At 70.6% G+C, this 14,101-nt stretch carries 17 protein-coding genes; 10 read left to right on the top strand and 7 right to left on the bottom strand.

The window, feature by feature from the left end; genetic code table 11:
• Window positions 1–21: 21 nt before the first annotated feature.
• Both IGS69_RS22275 and mca read right to left on the bottom strand, forming a co-directional pair.
• Complete coding sequence (locus IGS69_RS22275) at window positions 22–315, bottom strand: hypothetical protein (protein ID WP_190902299.1); 294 nt, start codon at window positions 313–315, stop codon at window positions 22–24.
• Window positions 308–1,189, bottom strand: a complete 882-nt coding sequence (gene mca, locus IGS69_RS22270) for a mycothiol conjugate amidase Mca (protein ID WP_190902298.1) — start codon at window positions 1,187–1,189, stop codon at window positions 308–310. Before mca ends, IGS69_RS22275 begins: the two co-directional genes overlap by 8 nt.
• 147 nt (window positions 1,190–1,336) lie before the next feature.
• Here mca and IGS69_RS22265 point away from each other — a divergent pair, with 147 nt between their 5' ends.
• Together IGS69_RS22265 and greA are read left to right on the top strand one after the other, a co-directional pair.
• Window positions 1,337–1,735 carry a DUF4307 domain-containing protein gene (locus IGS69_RS22265; RefSeq protein ID WP_190902297.1) on the top strand — a complete coding sequence of 133 codons (399 nt, stop codon included), beginning with the start codon at window positions 1,337–1,339 and terminating at the stop codon, window positions 1,733–1,735.
• Window positions 1,736–1,914: 179 nt separating this feature from the next.
• The gene (greA, locus tag IGS69_RS22260; protein ID WP_031104770.1) at window positions 1,915–2,412 is read left to right on the top strand and encodes a transcription elongation factor GreA; all 498 of its coding nucleotides are present in this window, start codon (window positions 1,915–1,917) and stop codon (window positions 2,410–2,412) included.
• A gap of 468 nt (window positions 2,413–2,880) precedes the next feature.
• Here greA and IGS69_RS22255 read toward each other — a convergent pair whose 3' ends face one another.
• The 3 genes from IGS69_RS22255 to ilvA form a co-directional block, all read right to left on the bottom strand.
• Window positions 2,881–3,687, bottom strand: coding sequence for an ABC transporter permease (locus tag IGS69_RS22255; protein ID WP_190902296.1), 807 nt, complete (start codon window positions 3,685–3,687; stop codon window positions 2,881–2,883).
• A 52-nt stretch (window positions 3,688–3,739) separates the two neighbouring features.
• Entirely contained in the window at window positions 3,740–4,717 is a 978-nt protein-coding gene (locus tag IGS69_RS22250) for an ATP-binding cassette domain-containing protein (protein WP_190902295.1), read from the bottom strand.
• Between the two features lie 169 nt (window positions 4,718–4,886).
• A complete protein-coding gene (gene ilvA, locus IGS69_RS22245) occupies window positions 4,887–6,116 on the bottom strand; it encodes a threonine ammonia-lyase (protein WP_190902294.1) in 1,230 nt (409 codons plus the stop codon).
• A gap of 163 nt (window positions 6,117–6,279) precedes the next feature.
• Between ilvA and IGS69_RS22240 the strand changes: the two genes are divergently transcribed.
• The 3 genes from IGS69_RS22240 to IGS69_RS22230 all read left to right on the top strand — a co-directional run bounded on the left by IGS69_RS22240 (window position 6,280) and on the right by IGS69_RS22230 (window position 7,956).
• The gene (locus tag IGS69_RS22240; RefSeq protein ID WP_190902293.1) at window positions 6,280–6,786 is read left to right on the top strand and encodes a MarR family winged helix-turn-helix transcriptional regulator; all 507 of its coding nucleotides are present in this window, start codon (window positions 6,280–6,282) and stop codon (window positions 6,784–6,786) included.
• 177 nt (window positions 6,787–6,963) lie between these two features.
• The gene (locus tag IGS69_RS22235) at window positions 6,964–7,467 is read left to right on the top strand and encodes a sigma factor-like helix-turn-helix DNA-binding protein (RefSeq protein WP_190902292.1); all 504 of its coding nucleotides are present in this window, start codon (window positions 6,964–6,966) and stop codon (window positions 7,465–7,467) included.
• Window positions 7,468–7,707: 240 nt separating this feature from the next.
• Window positions 7,708–7,956 (top strand): hypothetical protein, encoded by a 249-nt coding sequence (locus IGS69_RS22230; protein ID WP_190902291.1) that lies wholly within the window; start codon window positions 7,708–7,710, stop codon window positions 7,954–7,956.
• Between the two features lie 19 nt (window positions 7,957–7,975).
• Here IGS69_RS22230 and IGS69_RS22225 read toward each other — a convergent pair whose 3' ends face one another.
• Window positions 7,976–9,130: a cystathionine gamma-synthase gene (locus IGS69_RS22225; RefSeq protein WP_190902290.1), complete on the bottom strand. Its 1,155-nt coding sequence runs from the start codon at window positions 9,128–9,130 to the stop codon at window positions 7,976–7,978.
• A gap of 152 nt (window positions 9,131–9,282) precedes the next feature.
• Here IGS69_RS22225 and IGS69_RS22220 point away from each other — a divergent pair, with 152 nt between their 5' ends.
• From IGS69_RS22220 to IGS69_RS22200, 5 genes are all read left to right on the top strand, one after another.
• Window positions 9,283–10,404 (top strand): hypothetical protein, encoded by a 1,122-nt coding sequence (locus tag IGS69_RS22220; RefSeq protein WP_190902289.1) that lies wholly within the window; start codon window positions 9,283–9,285, stop codon window positions 10,402–10,404.
• Window positions 10,405–10,506: 102 nt separating this feature from the next.
• Window positions 10,507–11,175 carry a peptide-methionine (S)-S-oxide reductase MsrA gene (gene msrA, locus IGS69_RS22215; RefSeq protein ID WP_190902288.1) on the top strand — a complete coding sequence of 223 codons (669 nt, stop codon included), beginning with the start codon at window positions 10,507–10,509 and terminating at the stop codon, window positions 11,173–11,175.
• Window positions 11,168–11,500: a hypothetical protein gene (locus IGS69_RS22210; protein ID WP_190902287.1), complete on the top strand. Its 333-nt coding sequence runs from the start codon at window positions 11,168–11,170 to the stop codon at window positions 11,498–11,500. The genes msrA and IGS69_RS22210 overlap by 8 nt, the downstream gene beginning before the upstream one ends.
• Window positions 11,501–11,561: 61 nt before the next feature.
• A complete protein-coding gene (locus tag IGS69_RS22205) occupies window positions 11,562–12,707 on the top strand; it encodes an AI-2E family transporter (protein ID WP_232543613.1) in 1,146 nt (381 codons plus the stop codon).
• 110 nt (window positions 12,708–12,817) lie between these two features.
• A complete protein-coding gene (locus tag IGS69_RS22200; RefSeq protein WP_190902286.1) occupies window positions 12,818–13,507 on the top strand; it encodes a DUF4389 domain-containing protein in 690 nt (229 codons plus the stop codon).
• Window positions 13,508–13,534: 27 nt separating this feature from the next.
• Here the strand turns inward: IGS69_RS22200 and IGS69_RS22195 are convergent, their stop codons facing one another.
• Window positions 13,535–13,918: a VOC family protein gene (locus tag IGS69_RS22195; protein ID WP_190902285.1), complete on the bottom strand. Its 384-nt coding sequence runs from the start codon at window positions 13,916–13,918 to the stop codon at window positions 13,535–13,537.
• Window positions 13,919–14,101 lie beyond the last annotated feature (183 nt).

Here is a 14,101-nt window from a genome sequence, read left to right as displayed (position 1 = left end):
GGGGCACCCCCCCGGGGGGCGTCAGCCCTGCTTCTTGGTGGTGCCCTGGCCGGAGGGCTCCGCGTCCGCGTCCGTCTGGGCCGGCTCCGCCGGGGACTCCTCCGGCTGCTCCGCCTTCGGGTCCGGGACCTGGGTGAAGTCGACCCGGTTCATGTGCCGGCTCATGGACTTCATCAGGGCCCAGACCGCCAGGGCCATCGCCGCGAAGACGATGAAGCCGAGGACGCCGGGGGTCACCTTGTCCTCGTCGACCTCCTTGGCGAAGGAGACGAGGTGCGTCATTGCCAGGCTTGCGCTTGCGCTCATGTCAGGCATTGTCGCGGATGCCCGCGAAGAGGTCGTCCTCGGGGAGGGAGGTATCGACGAGGGCCTTCGCCAGCTCGTACTCCTCCGTCGGCCAGACCTCCTTCTGGATCTCCATGGGCACCTTGAACCAGCCGCCGTCCGGGTCGATCTGCGTGGCGTGGGCGATCAGCGCCTTGTCACGGATCTCGTAGAACTCGGCGCAGGGGATGTGCGTGGTCAGCGTCCGCTGCTTCATGCCGAACTCCTCCCAGCGCTTGAGCCAGTCCCCGTAGGGGGACTCCAGGCCTCGGTCGAGCATCGCCTGGTGCAGGGCCTCGGTGCGCGGGCGGTTGAAGCCCTGGTTGTAGTAGAGCTTCTGCGGCTGGTAGGCGGGGCCGTACTCCGCCTCCGGGTACTTCTCGGTGTCCGCGGCCGACTCGAACGCCACCATGGAGATCTTGTGGGTCATGATGTGGTCGGGGTGCGGGTAGCCGCCGTTCTCGTCGTAGGTGGTGATCACCTGCGGACGGAAGGCCCGGATCTTGCGCACCAGCTCACCGGCCGCGTGCTCCACGTCCTCCAGGGCGAAGCAGCCCTCCGGCAGCGGCGGCAGCGGGTCGCCCTCGGGCAGGCCCGAGTCGACGAAGCCGAGCCACTCCTGCTTGACGCCCAGGATCTCCCGGGCCTCGTCCATCTCCTTCTTGCGTACCTCGTGGATGTGCTCCTCGATGTACGCGTCACCCTGAAGCTTCGGATTGAGGATGGAGCCGCGTTCCCCGCCCGTGCAGGTCACGACCAGCACGTCCACCCCCTCGGACACGTACTTCGCCATGGTCGCCGCGCCCTTGCTCGACTCGTCGTCGGGGTGTGCGTGAACGGCCATCAGTCGCAACTGGTCAGTCAAGACTCAATCCTCAGTAGGTCGGCGCCCTGTGTGCGTCGGCGCAATCAGCGGCTTCTATAGTGACCGAATCGGGGGGCGAATAATTCCGGGGCCCGGTCCCGGAGCCCCTTCCGGGACCTTCGTCCCGGCCCTGCCAGGAGGACGATCATGACCACCGCGAGCACGCGACCGCCCGAGGGCCGATACGGCCGCTCCTCGGACGAGCGCGCCGACCGCACGCTCAAGGTCGTGGGCACCGTTCTCGCGGTGGCGCTGCTGGGGCTCGTCGGCTGGTTCGGCTACCACTACGTCGCCAAGAACGAGATCAGCGCCGAGGTGATCAGCTTCGAGCCGGGCAAGGAGTCCGTGCAGGTGCATCTGGAGGTCCGCAAGGACGCCGGCACCGACGGCTACTGCACCGTGCGCTCGCAGGCCGAGAACGGGGCCGAGGTGGGCCGGGCCGACTTCCGTTTCGACGGGGACGGGACCCGCATCGACAAGGTCGTCACGCTCCGCACGACCTCCCCGGGGACGACGGCCGAGCTGCTGGGCTGCCACACCGGCTGACCACAACCGGGCATCACCTGGAATACGTAGCGCCTGACCTGCCTTGACGTAAATCTGATGGCTTATGTCCTCCCCCTTGGGCCCCTGAATTGTTAGGCTCGTGGTTTCGCCCTTCCGTGAAGGAACATTCTTCTGGGTAGGGCGATGCTTTGTATTCCCAGTACCTACGAGGAGCACCTGTGACCCAGACCAGCGAGAACGTCACCTGGCTGACCCAGGAGGCGTACAACAAGCTCAAGGCTGAGCTTGAGCACCTTACTGGTCCCGCGCGGGCGGAGATCTCCGCGAAGATCGCCGCGGCGCGCGAAGAGGGCGACCTGCGTGAGAACGGCGGGTACCACGCGGCCAAGGAGGAGCAGGGCAAGCAGGAGCTCCGTGTGCGCCAGCTCACCCAGCTCCTCGAGAACGCCAAGGTCGGCGAGGCTCCCGCGGCGGACGGCGCGGTGGCGCCCGGCATGGTCGTCACGATCGCCTTCGACGGTGACGAGGACGACACGCTGACGTTCCTGCTCGCGTCCCGCGAATACGCGAGCTCCGACATCGAGACCTACTCGCCGCAGTCCCCGCTGGGCACCGGCGTGATCGGCCACAAGGTCGGCGAGGACGCGGAGTACGAGCTGCCGAACGGCAAGAAGGCCCTGGTGAAGATCCTCAAGGCCGAGCCGTACGAGGGCTGACCGCCCCTTTCCGATCCCTGCTCTGCCCCCGGTGCCGCAGCGGCCCCGGGGGCATTCTCATGCCGTCGCCGAGCGATACTTGCGCACCGCCAGGGTCCGGAAGACAAGGGGTTCCACTCGGCGATGTGGCGCAGCCATGGGGTCATGTGGCTGGTGTCCACGAACGCGTCGTCGCCCCACGCGGGAGCGCTGCTCACCTCGCGCCCTCTCACCGACGCCGCGGCCCTCGACTTGCTGACGAAGCACTTCCTCGACAACCCGCAAATGGTGGCCGGAGGACGGGCGGTGGGGCGGACGCGAGCCTCGGCACTGAGCGGGAGTACACGCTCGAAGCCCCGAAACCCTATCGGCCGGCGTCGATGTGAGATGGGCGTACTACAACCGGCCCGCCAGCGTGACGTCAGCACCCCACGAAGAAGGCCCCCACCTGTTCGGTGAGGGCTTCTCCGTTCGCGCGGGCGGAACCGGTCAGCCTTCCGCCGCCCGGTACTTCCGCACGGCAAGAGTCCGGAAGATCGCAACAATCAAAGCGGACCAGATCAGGGACGCCCAGACCGGATGCTGCATGGGCCAGGCGTCGGACTGGACCACCCCCGGATTGCCGAACAGCTCGCGGCACGCCTGCACCGTCGCGCTGAACGGGTTCCACTCAGCGATGTGTCGCAGCCAGGGCGTCATCTGGCTGGAGTCGACGAAGGCGTTCGAGATGAACGTCACCGGGAACAGCCAGATGATCCCACCTGAAGTGGCTGCCTCCGGGGTCCGGACCGCGAGCCCGATCAGCGCCCCGATCCACGTGAAGGCGTAGCCGAGGAGGAGGAGCAGCCCGAAGGCTCCCAGGACTCGGCCTACATTGGTCGGCTCGGCCGAGCCAGTGCGCCATCCGACGATCAGCGCGACGATCGCCAGGACAGTCAGCGTGATGCAGGTCTGCACGAGATCCGCAACGGTCCGACCCGTCAGCACCGCACCGCGGGCCATCGGTAGGGAGCGGAAGCGGTCGACGAGCCCTTTCTGCATGTCGTCCGCGATGCCGGCGGCCGATCCCGCGGTCGCGAAGGTCACCGTCTGGGCGAAGATGCCGGCCATCAGGAAGTTCTTGTAGACGTCCGGATCGGTGGACCCTCCGACGCTCATCGAGCCGCCGAAGACGTACGTGAACAGGACCACGAACATTACTGGCTGAATGACACCAAAAAGGACCATCTCAGGAATCCTGGTCATACGAATCAGGTTCCTGCGGGCGATGACCAGCGAGTCGGCGACCATGCTCATGCGGGACACCCCTTCCCTGCACTCAAGTGCTGACCGGTGTCGGTGACGGCGCTCACTGGGCGGCCTCCTTGTCGTTCTCCTGGTCCTTGATCTCGGCCACGTGTCCCGTCAGGGACAGGAAGACGTCGTCGAGGGTGGGCCTGCGCAGGCCGATGTCGTCGATCTCGATGCCCCGGGCGTCCAGTTCACGGATGACTTCGGCCAGGAGTTTGGCGCCGCCGGTGACGGGAGCGGTGAGCTTGCGCATGTGCTCCTCGACCGTGGTCTCGCCCTTGCCGAAGCCGGCGAGGACCTCGGCGGCGGGCTGGATGTGCTCGCGCTGGTGCACCACGACCTCGACGCGCTCGCCGCCGGTGCGGGCCTTGAGCTGGTCGGAGGTGCCCTGGGCGATGACCTTGCCGTGGTCGACCACCGCGATGTCGTGCGCCAGGTGGTCGGCCTCCTCCAGGTACTGCGTGGTGAGCAGCAGTGTGGTGCCGCCGGAGACGAGCTGCTTGATGACCTCCCACAGCTGCTGGCGATTGCGGGGGTCGAGGCCGGTCGTCGGCTCGTCCATGAACATCACGGGCGGTGAGACGACCAGGGCCGCGGCGAGGTCGAGGCGCCGGCGCATGCCGCCCGAGTAGGTCTTGGTGGGGCGGTCGGCGGCGTCCGCGAGGTGGAACTGCTCCAGCAGCTCGGCCGCGCGCTCCTTCGCCGCCTTGGCCCGCATCTGGTAGAGCTGGCCGACCATCTGGAGGTTCTCCCGGCCGGTCAGGTATTCGTCGACGGCCGCGAACTGGCCGGACAGCCCGATGGAGCGGCGGACCGCGTCGGGCTGCTTGATCACGTCGATGCCCGCGACGACCGCCCGCCCGCTGTCGGGGCGCAGCAGGGTGGTCAGACAGCGGACGGTGGTGGTCTTGCCCGCGCCGTTCGGCCCGAGCAGGCCGAGGACCGTGCCCTCGGGCACGTCGAGGTCGACGCCGTCCAAGGCCTTTACGTCACCGAAGGTCTTGACCAGACCTTCGGCGTAGATGGCGCCTGGCATATGAGTCTCCACGTCTTCGGGGATGACCGGACAGACGTCCGGCAAGGCTTCTCACCGACACACCATAGCGCGATGTATCGCGTCTCACAACGAGTTTTTCCTCGTCACTCTCCGTGAGACGAAAGGATCTTGAACAGCTTCGGTGCCGGGCCGGCCGAGGACCGTGCGCTCAGCCGATGACCGTGTAGCCCGCCTCGCGCAGCGCCTGACCCACCTCGGCGCAGTGCGCCGGGCCCTTCGTCTCCAGGTGCAGCTCGACCTCCGCCTCCGTGAGCCCGAGCCGCGGGTCGGTTCGGACGTGGCTCACATCGAGGACGTTAGCGTCGACCACTGACAACACACCCAGAAGAGTGGCGAGAGCACCGGGCCGGTCCGTCAGCCGCAGCCGGACCGCGAGGTAGCGGCCCTGCGCGGCCATGCCGTGCCGCAGCACCCGCTCCATCAGCACCGGGTCGACATTGCCGCCGGACAGCACCGCCACGACCGGCCCCTCGAAGGCGCCGGGCGCACTCATCAGCGCCGCGACCGGGCTCGCCCCGGCCGGCTCGACGACCAGCTTGGCCCGCTCCAGACACAGCAGCAGCGCGGCGGACAGCTCGTCCTCGCTGACCGTGCGCACCTCGTCGACCAGCTCGCCGATGATCCCGAACGGCACGTCACCGGGCCGCCCGACCTTGATGCCGTCGGCCATCGTCGCCGGGTTCTCGACCGACACCGGCCGGCCCGCCGCCAGCGAGGGCGGGTAGGCCGCCGCGCCCGCCGCCTGCACCCCCACCACCCGCACGTCCGGCCGCAGCGACTTCACCGCCACGGCGATCCCGGCGGCCAGGCCTCCCCCGCCGATGCCGACGAGGATCGTGCGCACCTCAGGGCACTGCTCCAGGATCTCCAGGCCCACCGTCCCCTGGCCCGCGATGATGTCCGGGTGGTCGAAGGGGTGGATGAACACCGCGCCCGTCTCGGCCGCGTACTCCTGTGCGGCGGCCAGCGTCTCGTCGACCACCTGGCCGTGCAGCCGCACCTCGGCCCCGTAGTCCCGGGTGGCGCTCACCTTCGGCAGCGGGGCACCCTTGGGCATGAACACCGTGGAGCGCACGCCGAGCAGGGCGGACGCGAGGGCGACACCCTGCGCGTGATTGCCGGCGCTGGCGGCGACGACACCGGCAGCGCGCTCCTCAGGCAGCAGACCGGCGATCCGGACGTAGGCGCCGCGCAGCTTGAACGAGCCCGTCCGCTGGAGGTTCTCGCATTTGAGGTGCACCGGCGCACCGGCCGTCTGGGACAGGTGCCTGCTGCCCTCCATCGCGGTCACCCGCGCCACACCCGAGAGCATCTTCTGTGCGCCGCGCACGTCGTCGAGGGTGACGGGCCGAAAGGAGTCAGCCGTGCTGTAGCTCATGACTCCAGCATCGCAGTTCACAGGCGGGAACAACCGTTGTGACCAACCTCCGAGACCCGCTTTGCGCAGCGTCGGTACGGCCCGCCTTCCGGCCGCGTACCCTGTCCCCCAATCTGCCAGCCCTCCACGAAGTGAGCCCCCGGCCATGCCCACAACACCTGAAATGTCGATGGACATGACGACCGTCGGTGACACCGGTCTTCTCGACACGCTGCAGCACGAGGTGGCGCTGTTCGCCCGCCGTGCCGAACAGACCCGGCTCGGTGGAGTCGGGCAGGTGCGCAACTCCATGGACCGCGCCGCGTACCTGCTGCTCAACCGCCTCGACAAAGAAGGCCCGATGGGCGTCAAGGCGCTCGCCGCGAGCATGGGGATCGACTCCTCGACGGTCACCCGGCAGGTGGCGCCGCTCGTCGACACCGGCCTGGTCAAGCGCACCTCCCACCCCGAGGACGGGCGCGCGGTGGTGCTCCAGCTGTCCCCGCGCGGGCAGGCCCGGCTGGAGGAAGTGCGCTCCTCCCGGCGCCAGTTGATGGCCGAGCTGACCCACGACTGGGAGCCGGACGAGCGCGAGGCGTTCTGCGACCTCCTCACGCGCTTCAACAGCGCGCTGTCCTCGCGGATGGCGGCGCAGGGCGTGCCCGGGCCCGAGGCACAGCCGGAGTCCTGACACGCCGTACCGCACACCGTCCGGTGCCACGGCCCGGACTCCACGCGCGCGTGGCGCCGCCCGAGCCGTGCGCGGCTCTTGACCTCGGGGCCGTACCTGGCCTGATATGAGACCGGGTCCCCGTCGCGCGCGGCCGGGTGCCCGCATCCTCAGGGTCGCCGTCAGGCGGGAGGCGCGGTGCTGGAGCGGCATGTATCCCGGGCAACCCGTCGCACCCGGGAGTTCGAGGCGTTCGTCGCGGGCGCGGCCGGGCGGCTGCTGCACGCCGCCACGCTGCTGACCGCCGAGGCCCCCGACGACAACCCGCGCGCGCGGCGCCTGCTGACGCTGTCGCTGGCGCACACCTACGCGAGCTGGGACCGGCTGCACGGCGAGGATCCGTACGACCGCACCCGCCAGTACCTGGTCACCCGCTTCGCGCGCGGCACGTGGCACCACTACGGCGCGCTCGGCCGCTCCCGGCCGCATCCCGCGAGTCCCCTGGCGCCGCTCACGCCTCAGGAACGGCTGATCCTGGTCCTCAGGCTCTACGAGGGTGTCGCCGAGGAGCAGACGGCGGCCCTGCTGGGCCTGTCCCCCGAACGGGTACGGGCGATCCGCCACCGGGCGATGTCGGTCCTGCTGCACCGGCCGCGGGGCCCGGCGCCTGCGGTGACGGCCGCGAAGGCAGTGCGCTCATGAGCCCGTCCGGCGACCGCGAAGGCGGTGCGCTCATGAGCCCGTCCGGCAACCGCGAAGGCAGTGCGGTCATAAGCCCATCCGGCAACCGCGAAGGCAGTGCGCTCATGAGCCCATCCGGCGACCGCGAAGGCGAGCGTTCATGAGCCCGTCCGGCGACCGCGAAGGCAGTGCGCTCATGAGCCCATCCGGCGACCGCGAAGGCAGTGCGCTCATGAGCCCGTCCGGCGATCGGAGAGCGGCATGAGCGGGAACGACCGCGAGGCGGCCGTACGGCGGCTCCTGGAGCAGACGCCGCGGCCCGTGCCGCCCGAGATCCACACCGAGGCGGTGCGCCGCGGCGGGCGGATGCTGCGGCGCCGGGCGCTGGCCCGCCGCGTGATGTGGCTGCTGCTGCTCGCGGCGGCCGTGGCGTTCACCGTGTGGGCGCTGACCGCCCGCCCCTGGGTGGAGCCGCCGTCCGACACGACTCCACCCCTCACCGGCTGGTGACTCCGCGAGGGGAGCCTGTCTAGCCGAGCGCCTGCTGCAGGTCCTCCAGCAGGTCCTCGGCGTTCTCGATGCCGACGGACAGCCGCACCAGGTCGGCGGGGACCTCCAGGGCCGAGCCGGCCACGGAGGCGTGCGTCATGCGGCCGGGGTGCTCGATCAGCGACTCGACGCCGCCCAGGGACTCGCCCAGCGTGAAGATCTTCGCCCGGTTGCACACCTCGACGGCCGCCTCCTCGCCGCCCGCGACGCGGAAGGAGATCATGCCGCCGAACGACTTCATCTGCTTGGCGGCGACCTCGTGACCGGGGTGCTCCGGCAGGCCCGGGTACAGCACGCTCGTCACGCGCGCGTGCCGTGTGAGCATGTCGGCGACCTTGACGGCGTTCTCGCTGTGCCGGTCCATGCGCACGGAGAGGGTCTTGGTGCCGCGCAGCACCAGCCAGGAGTCGAAGGGCCCGGCGACCGCGCCCATCGCGTTCTGGTGGAAGGCCAGTTCCTCGCCGAGGCCGGCGTCGGCGGTGACCAGGGCGCCGCCGACGACGTCGGAGTGACCGCCCATGTACTTGGTCAGCGAGTGCACGACGACGTCCGCGCCCAGCGACAGCGGCTGCTGCAGGTAGGGCGTGGCGAAGGTGTTGTCGACGACGAGGCGGGCGCCCGCGTCCCGGGCGACCTGGGCGACCGCGGCGATGTCGGTGATGCCGAGCAGCGGGTTGGAGGGGGTCTCCACCCAGACGACCTTGGTCTTCGGGGTGAGGGCGGCCCGCACGGAGGCCGGGTCGCTCGTGTCGGCGACCGACCACTCCACGCCCCAGCGGGCGACGACCTTGGCGAACAGACGGAAGGTGCCGCCGTACGCGTCGTTCGGGATGACCACGTGGTCCCCGGGGCCGAGCAGCGTGCGCAGCAGGCAGTCCTCGGCCGCCAGCCCGGACGCGAACGCGAGCCCGCGGCGGCCGCCTTCCAGGGCGGCGAGGTTCTCCTCCAGCGCGGTCCTGGTGGGATTGGCGCTGCGGCTGTACTCGTAGCCGCCGCGCAGGCCGCCGACGCCGTCCTGCTTGTAGGTCGAGACCTGGTAGATCGGCGGGACGACCGCGCCCGTCAGGGGGTCGGCGGTGTTGCCCGCGTGGATCGCGAGCGTCTCGAAGTGCTGACTGATGTGCCTGTCGCTCATGAGCACCGAGGGTAGTGCGCCGACGCGGCTCGTGCCGGGGGGCGGGGCGGGCCGGGGTTTTCCACAGGTCGCGGGAGAGCGCGGGGCAGCGTTTTCCACAGGTTCGGGGAGCAGGTTGGCCAATTGTCGGCGCGGTCTGGTTCGCTTGTTGCATGGAGATTCTGTGGGTCCTGATCGCGCTGGTCATGCTGGGCTTCGTGCTGCTCCCCTTCCTGCGGCGCAGGCGCGGTGGTGCGATAGGGCTGGTCTCGCCCGACCACCCGGACGCGGCGGACCCGGCGAACTACGGCTTCGTCCGCGAGGAGGAGCTCGACATCCGCATGCCGGGCCCCGACCAGGACCTGCTGGACGTTCTGGACGTGGTGCAGCGCACGCAGGACCACCGCGCCGCGCAGCAGCTCCTGGCGGGCACGGAGACGGAGGGCGAGCGGCGCTGGCAGCGCGTGCAGGCCTTCGCGGGCGCGGCCTCGCTGGAGCTGTCGCGGCGGCCCGGCGGGGTGAGCGAGGCGCCGGGCGGGCAGTGGCTGCGCGTGTGGCGGGCCGAGGCGCCGAAGGACGCGGGCGGTGCGGCGGTGCATGCCGAGTTCCTGGTGCAGCAGGCGTGGCGGACGGCGACGCCGGGGACGGACGAGTTCCGGATCATCATGGAGGAGGCGAGGACGGCGTGCGGCGAGGCGGCGCTGCTCGCCCCCGGTGACCCGATTCCGTACATCGTCGAGTTGTCGGTGGCCCGCGGGCTCGGCTACTCCCAGAAGGACTTCGAGCAGGTCTGGCTGAAGATCCTGGACCGCGCTCCGGCCCATATGGGGGCGCATCTGGCCGCGCTGCACTACTGGTGCGAGAAGTGGCACGGCTCCCGGGCGGAGGCGTACGCGTTCGCGGAGGCCGCCGCGGCCCGTGCGCCCCGGGGCTCCCTCCTCTCGGCGATGCCCCTCTTCGCGGTGTTCGAGCACCTCCCCGAGGTGACCCTCGTGGCGAGCTTCTGGCAGAGCGAGGTCGTCACGAAGGCGATGCACGGCGCGCTGCACGCGGTGCACTCGGCCCGCGCCGACGACCCGATGCTGGCGCATGTGCGGCACCTGCTGGTCTTCTTCCTGGTCCGCAGTGAGCGCTGGTCGGAGGCCATGAACCAGCTGATACACATCGACGGCCATGTGGGCGCCCTGCCCTGGACCCTGTCGGCCGACCCGGCGGCGGAGTTCGCGGTGTACCGGGCGCTGGCGGTGGCGGGCTACGAGGCGAACGGCGGCAGCCCGGCGAGCCTGCCGCACTGAGCCCGGGCGGGGGCCTGGACCCCGCCCCGGCCCGCCCGGGCCCGCCGGAATTCCGGGAGGTCGCGGCGCGTTGAGGAGGGCGTCGCCCCGATTGGAGACCGCATGTTCCTGCACAGCCGTACGCCCCAGCTGCCGACCGCCGGGCAGGCGCTGCCCGGGCGCCCGGAGCCGGCGTTCACGGTCCCCGACCGCCACACCGTCCTCGGCACGCCGCTGCTCGGCCCGTACCCCGAGGGCCTGGAAACCGCCGACTTCGGCCTGGGCTGCTTCTGGGGCGCCGAGCGCAAGTTCTGGCAGCTCCCGGCCGGTGTGTGGACGACCCTCGTCGGCTACCAGGGCGGCCGCACCGAGAACCCCACGTACGAGGAGGTCTGCTCAGGCCTGACCGGCCACACCGAGGTCGTACGGGTGGTCTTCGACCCGGAGCGGATCTCCTACGAGCGCCTCCTGAAGACGTTCTGGGAGTCCCACGACCCGACGCAGGGCTTCCGCCAGGGCAACGACGTGGGCACGCAGTACCGCTCGGCGATCTACACCCACACCCCCGCGCAGGAGGCCACCGCCAAGTCCTCCCGGGAGGCGTACCAGAAGGTCCTGACGTCCTCCGGCTACGGCACCGTCACCACGGAGATCGTCCCGGCCGAGGGCCGTCCCTTCTACCCGGCGGAGGGCTACCACCAGCAGTACCTGGACAAGAACCCCGCGGGCTACTGCGGCATCGGCGGCACGGGAGTGTCCTGCCCGATCGGCGTGGCCAGGGCCGGTGGGTGAGCCCTCGGGGGCGGTCCTGGGCGGAGGCTGGATCTTCGCGGAGAACCTGCGGCCGCTGTGCGAGTCGGTCGCGGAGTTCTCGGGCTACGGCTTCGACGACTCGGACTGGCAGGCGATCGAGACCGCCCTCCCCGGCACGGACGCGGAGAAGCCCGGCGGCTGGTACGACTACCCGCTGGCCGGCCGGGTGCCGTTGACGCTGCTGGTCGCGGAAGACCCGGGCTCGTCCGTCGTCTTCGTCCGGCTCACAGGGAACCCCGATGACCGCACGCGGGCACAGATCGAAGCGGTCCTGCGCATCTTCAGTGTGTACACCGTCCGCTGACGGTCCGTTCCCGGGTACGGGGGGCTGCTGCGGGCGCCCCGTCAGCCCGTAGGGTTCCTGCGTGACTGCGCCCCTGAGTTCCGACAGATCCCGTGCCGCGCTGCGGATATCCGCGCGGGTTTCCGCCGAGTTGCTGCTGGTGTTCGCCCTGTCCGCCGTGGCGTTGTGGTTGCTGGGCCGGATGTGGTCCGTGGTGTGGCCGCTGATGGTCGGGCTGCTGCTGACCACGCTGACCTGGCCCGCGGCCCGGTTCCTGCGCCGGCGCGGGTGGCCGCCGGCGCTGGCCGCGTCGGTCGTGACCGTGCTGTTCCTGCTGGTCGCCGTCGGTGTGGTGGCGCTGATCGCCGTCCCCGTGGCATCCCAGTCCGGGGAGCTGACGGACGGTGTCGTGGAAGGCATCCAGCGGCTGCGGGAGTGGGCCGCCGGGCCACCGCTGAACATCGGGGACGCGCAGATCAACAAGGCCTTCGACAGCGCGGTCTCCCGCGCCCAGGAAGGCGTCGGCAGCATGGTGGGGGCTGTGGTCACGGGCGTGAGCACCGTGGTGAACGGCGTCGTCACGGCCGTCCTCGCGCTCTTCCTGATGTTCTTCTTCCTCAAGGACGGCCCGCGGTTCCTGCCGTGGCTGTCCCGTCAGCTGCCCGGCCGGCTCGCCACCGATGTGCCGGCCGTGTTCGACCGCGGCTGGGCCACCCTGGGTGCCTTCGTACGGTCCCAGGCGGCGGTCGGTCTGCTCGACGCCGTCCTGATCGGCCTGGGCCTGTGGGTCCTGGGTGTCCCGCTGGTGCTGCCGCTGGCGGTGCTGACCTTCGTCTCGGCGTTCGTGCCGATCATCGGCGCCCTGTTCGCCGGTTTCGTCGCGGTGCTCATCGCGCTCGTGTCCAACGGTCTGACGGACGCGCTGATGGTGCTGGCCATCATCGTCGTGGTGCAGCAGCTCGAGGGCAACGTCTTCCAGCCCATGATCCAGAGCCGCGGGCTCGGCCTGCACGCGGCCGTGGTGCTGCTCGCGGTGACCCTGGGCGGCAGCCTGGCCGGCATCGTGGGCAGTCTGCTGGCCGTGCCCGTCGCGGCGCTGATCGCGGTGGTCTGGAACTACGTGCGTGAGCAGCTCGTCGATCCGGCGGGCGAGGCGGGCACCGGTGAGCAGGGGCCCGGCGGACCGGGGACCGACGAGCCGGACGCCGGAGCCGCCGTCCCGTCGTAGCGGCACCCCCGTGGGGCCGCGCGGGCGGCGTCCGCCGCGCGAACGGCCCCGCCCGGGTCGCGGGGCCCCTCCTCGCTTGCGAGTCTGCAGGCGGAGAGGAGGGCCGCCAGATGATCCCTGTCACCGCGTCGCCCGTGCGCCTGGAGGCGTCCGTCGATCCCCGCCTGTCCCGGTGGATGTGGCTGGTGAAGTGGCTGCTCGCGATCCCGCACTACATCGTGCTGGCGTTCCTGTGGATCGGGTTCGTCGTCGTGACCGTGATCGCCTTCTTCGCGATCCTGTTCACCGCCCGCTACCCGCGACCCCTCTTCGACTACAACGTCGGCGTGCTGCGCTGGAACTGGCGGGTCAGCTATTACGCGCACACCGCCCTCGGCACCGACAGGTATCCGCCGTTCACCCTCGCCGACGTGCCCGACTACCCGGCGCACTTCGACGTCGTCTACCCCGAGCGGCTGTCCCGCGGGCTGGTCCTGGTGAAGTGGTGGCTGCTGGCGATCCCGCAGTACATCGTCGTCGCGATGTTCGTGGGCGGCTGGGGCAGCGGGGACGACTGGCGGGGCGGCGGGCTGATGCCGTTCCTCTCCCTGGTGGCCGTCGTCATCCTGCTCTTCACGGCCCGCTACCCGCGACACCTCTTCGACTTCCTGATCGGCCTCGCCCGCTGGTCGGCCCGGGTGACGGCGTACGCCGCGCTGCTGACGGACCGGTACCCGCCGTTCCGGCTCGACCAGGGCGGGCAGGAGCCGCCGCCGGCGTCGCCCCCGGCCTCGCCGACGGCCTCCCCGCTGACCAAGTGAGCTGTGACGGGCCGGGGTGCGCGGGGTTCAGCCGCCGCTGCCGTAGGGCCTGGTGATGATCTCCAGGCGGTGTCCGTCGGGGTCGTCGAAGTAGGCCCCGCGGCCGCCGTCGTTGTGGTTGATCTCGCCGGGGCGGCTGTGGAACGGGTCCGCCCAGTAGGTCAGGCCGGCCTGCTGGATGCGGCCGAAGATCTCGTCGAACTCGTCCTCCGAGACGAGGAAGGCGTAGTGCTGCGGTGTGATGGCGCCGGGGCTGTCCATGAAGTCGAGTGTCACGCCGTTGGAGATCTCGACCGGCAGGAACGGGCCGTAGGGCGGGCTCACCTCGAGCCCCAGGAGGTCGGCGAGGAACCGGGCCGAGGCGCGTTTGTCGTGGGTGACGACGATGGTGTGGTTGAGCTGCACGGTCATGGTGGCCTCCCCTGACGTACGTGGCGGCGGACCCTCCGGTGCACTCCCCCAGGTGTACCCCGCGCGCGCCCCGTCGTGCATCACGAACGCCCTGAGGGCCCCGGCGCGCGGCCGGGGCCCTCAGGGCTGTGTCACGGAGGGTGCGGGGTCAGATCGTCGCCGTCACGGACGGTACGGGGTCAG

Source organism: Streptomyces tuirus, from assembly GCF_014701095.1.
In the GTDB taxonomy this organism is placed as follows: Bacteria; Actinomycetota; Actinomycetes; order Streptomycetales; family Streptomycetaceae; genus Streptomyces; species Streptomyces tuirus.
The sequence above is the reverse complement of the archived record's forward strand: the minus strand, read 5'-3'. Positions and strand labels throughout refer to the sequence as shown.

What these genes read in the sequence shown, in the direction of transcription:
- ilvA (WP_190902294.1), bottom strand. Translation starts at nt 6,116, where the DNA reads ATGAGCTACAGCACGGCTGACTCCTTTCGGCCCGTCACCCTCGACGAC.
- IGS69_RS22255 (WP_190902296.1), bottom strand. Translation starts at nt 3,687, where the DNA reads ATGAGCATGGTCGCCGACTCGCTGGTCATCGCCCGCAGGAACCTGATT.
- IGS69_RS22225 (WP_190902290.1), bottom strand. Translation starts at nt 9,130, where the DNA reads ATGAGCGACAGGCACATCAGTCAGCACTTCGAGACGCTCGCGATCCAC.
- IGS69_RS22240 (WP_190902293.1), top strand. Translation starts at nt 6,280, where the DNA reads ATGTCGATGGACATGACGACCGTCGGTGACACCGGTCTTCTCGACACG.
- IGS69_RS22230 (WP_190902291.1), top strand. Translation starts at nt 7,708, where the DNA reads ATGAGCGGGAACGACCGCGAGGCGGCCGTACGGCGGCTCCTGGAGCAG.
- IGS69_RS22275 (WP_190902299.1), bottom strand. Translation starts at nt 315, where the DNA reads ATGCCTGACATGAGCGCAAGCGCAAGCCTGGCAATGACGCACCTCGTC.
- IGS69_RS22200 (WP_190902286.1), top strand. Translation starts at nt 12,818, where the DNA reads ATGATCCCTGTCACCGCGTCGCCCGTGCGCCTGGAGGCGTCCGTCGAT.
- IGS69_RS22220 (WP_190902289.1), top strand. Translation starts at nt 9,283, where the DNA reads ATGGAGATTCTGTGGGTCCTGATCGCGCTGGTCATGCTGGGCTTCGTG.
- msrA (WP_190902288.1), top strand. Translation starts at nt 10,507, where the DNA reads ATGTTCCTGCACAGCCGTACGCCCCAGCTGCCGACCGCCGGGCAGGCG.
- IGS69_RS22265 (WP_190902297.1), top strand. Translation starts at nt 1,337, where the DNA reads ATGACCACCGCGAGCACGCGACCGCCCGAGGGCCGATACGGCCGCTCC.
- IGS69_RS22195 (WP_190902285.1), bottom strand. Translation starts at nt 13,918, where the DNA reads ATGACCGTGCAGCTCAACCACACCATCGTCGTCACCCACGACAAACGC.
- IGS69_RS22250 (WP_190902295.1), bottom strand. Translation starts at nt 4,717, where the DNA reads ATGCCAGGCGCCATCTACGCCGAAGGTCTGGTCAAGACCTTCGGTGAC.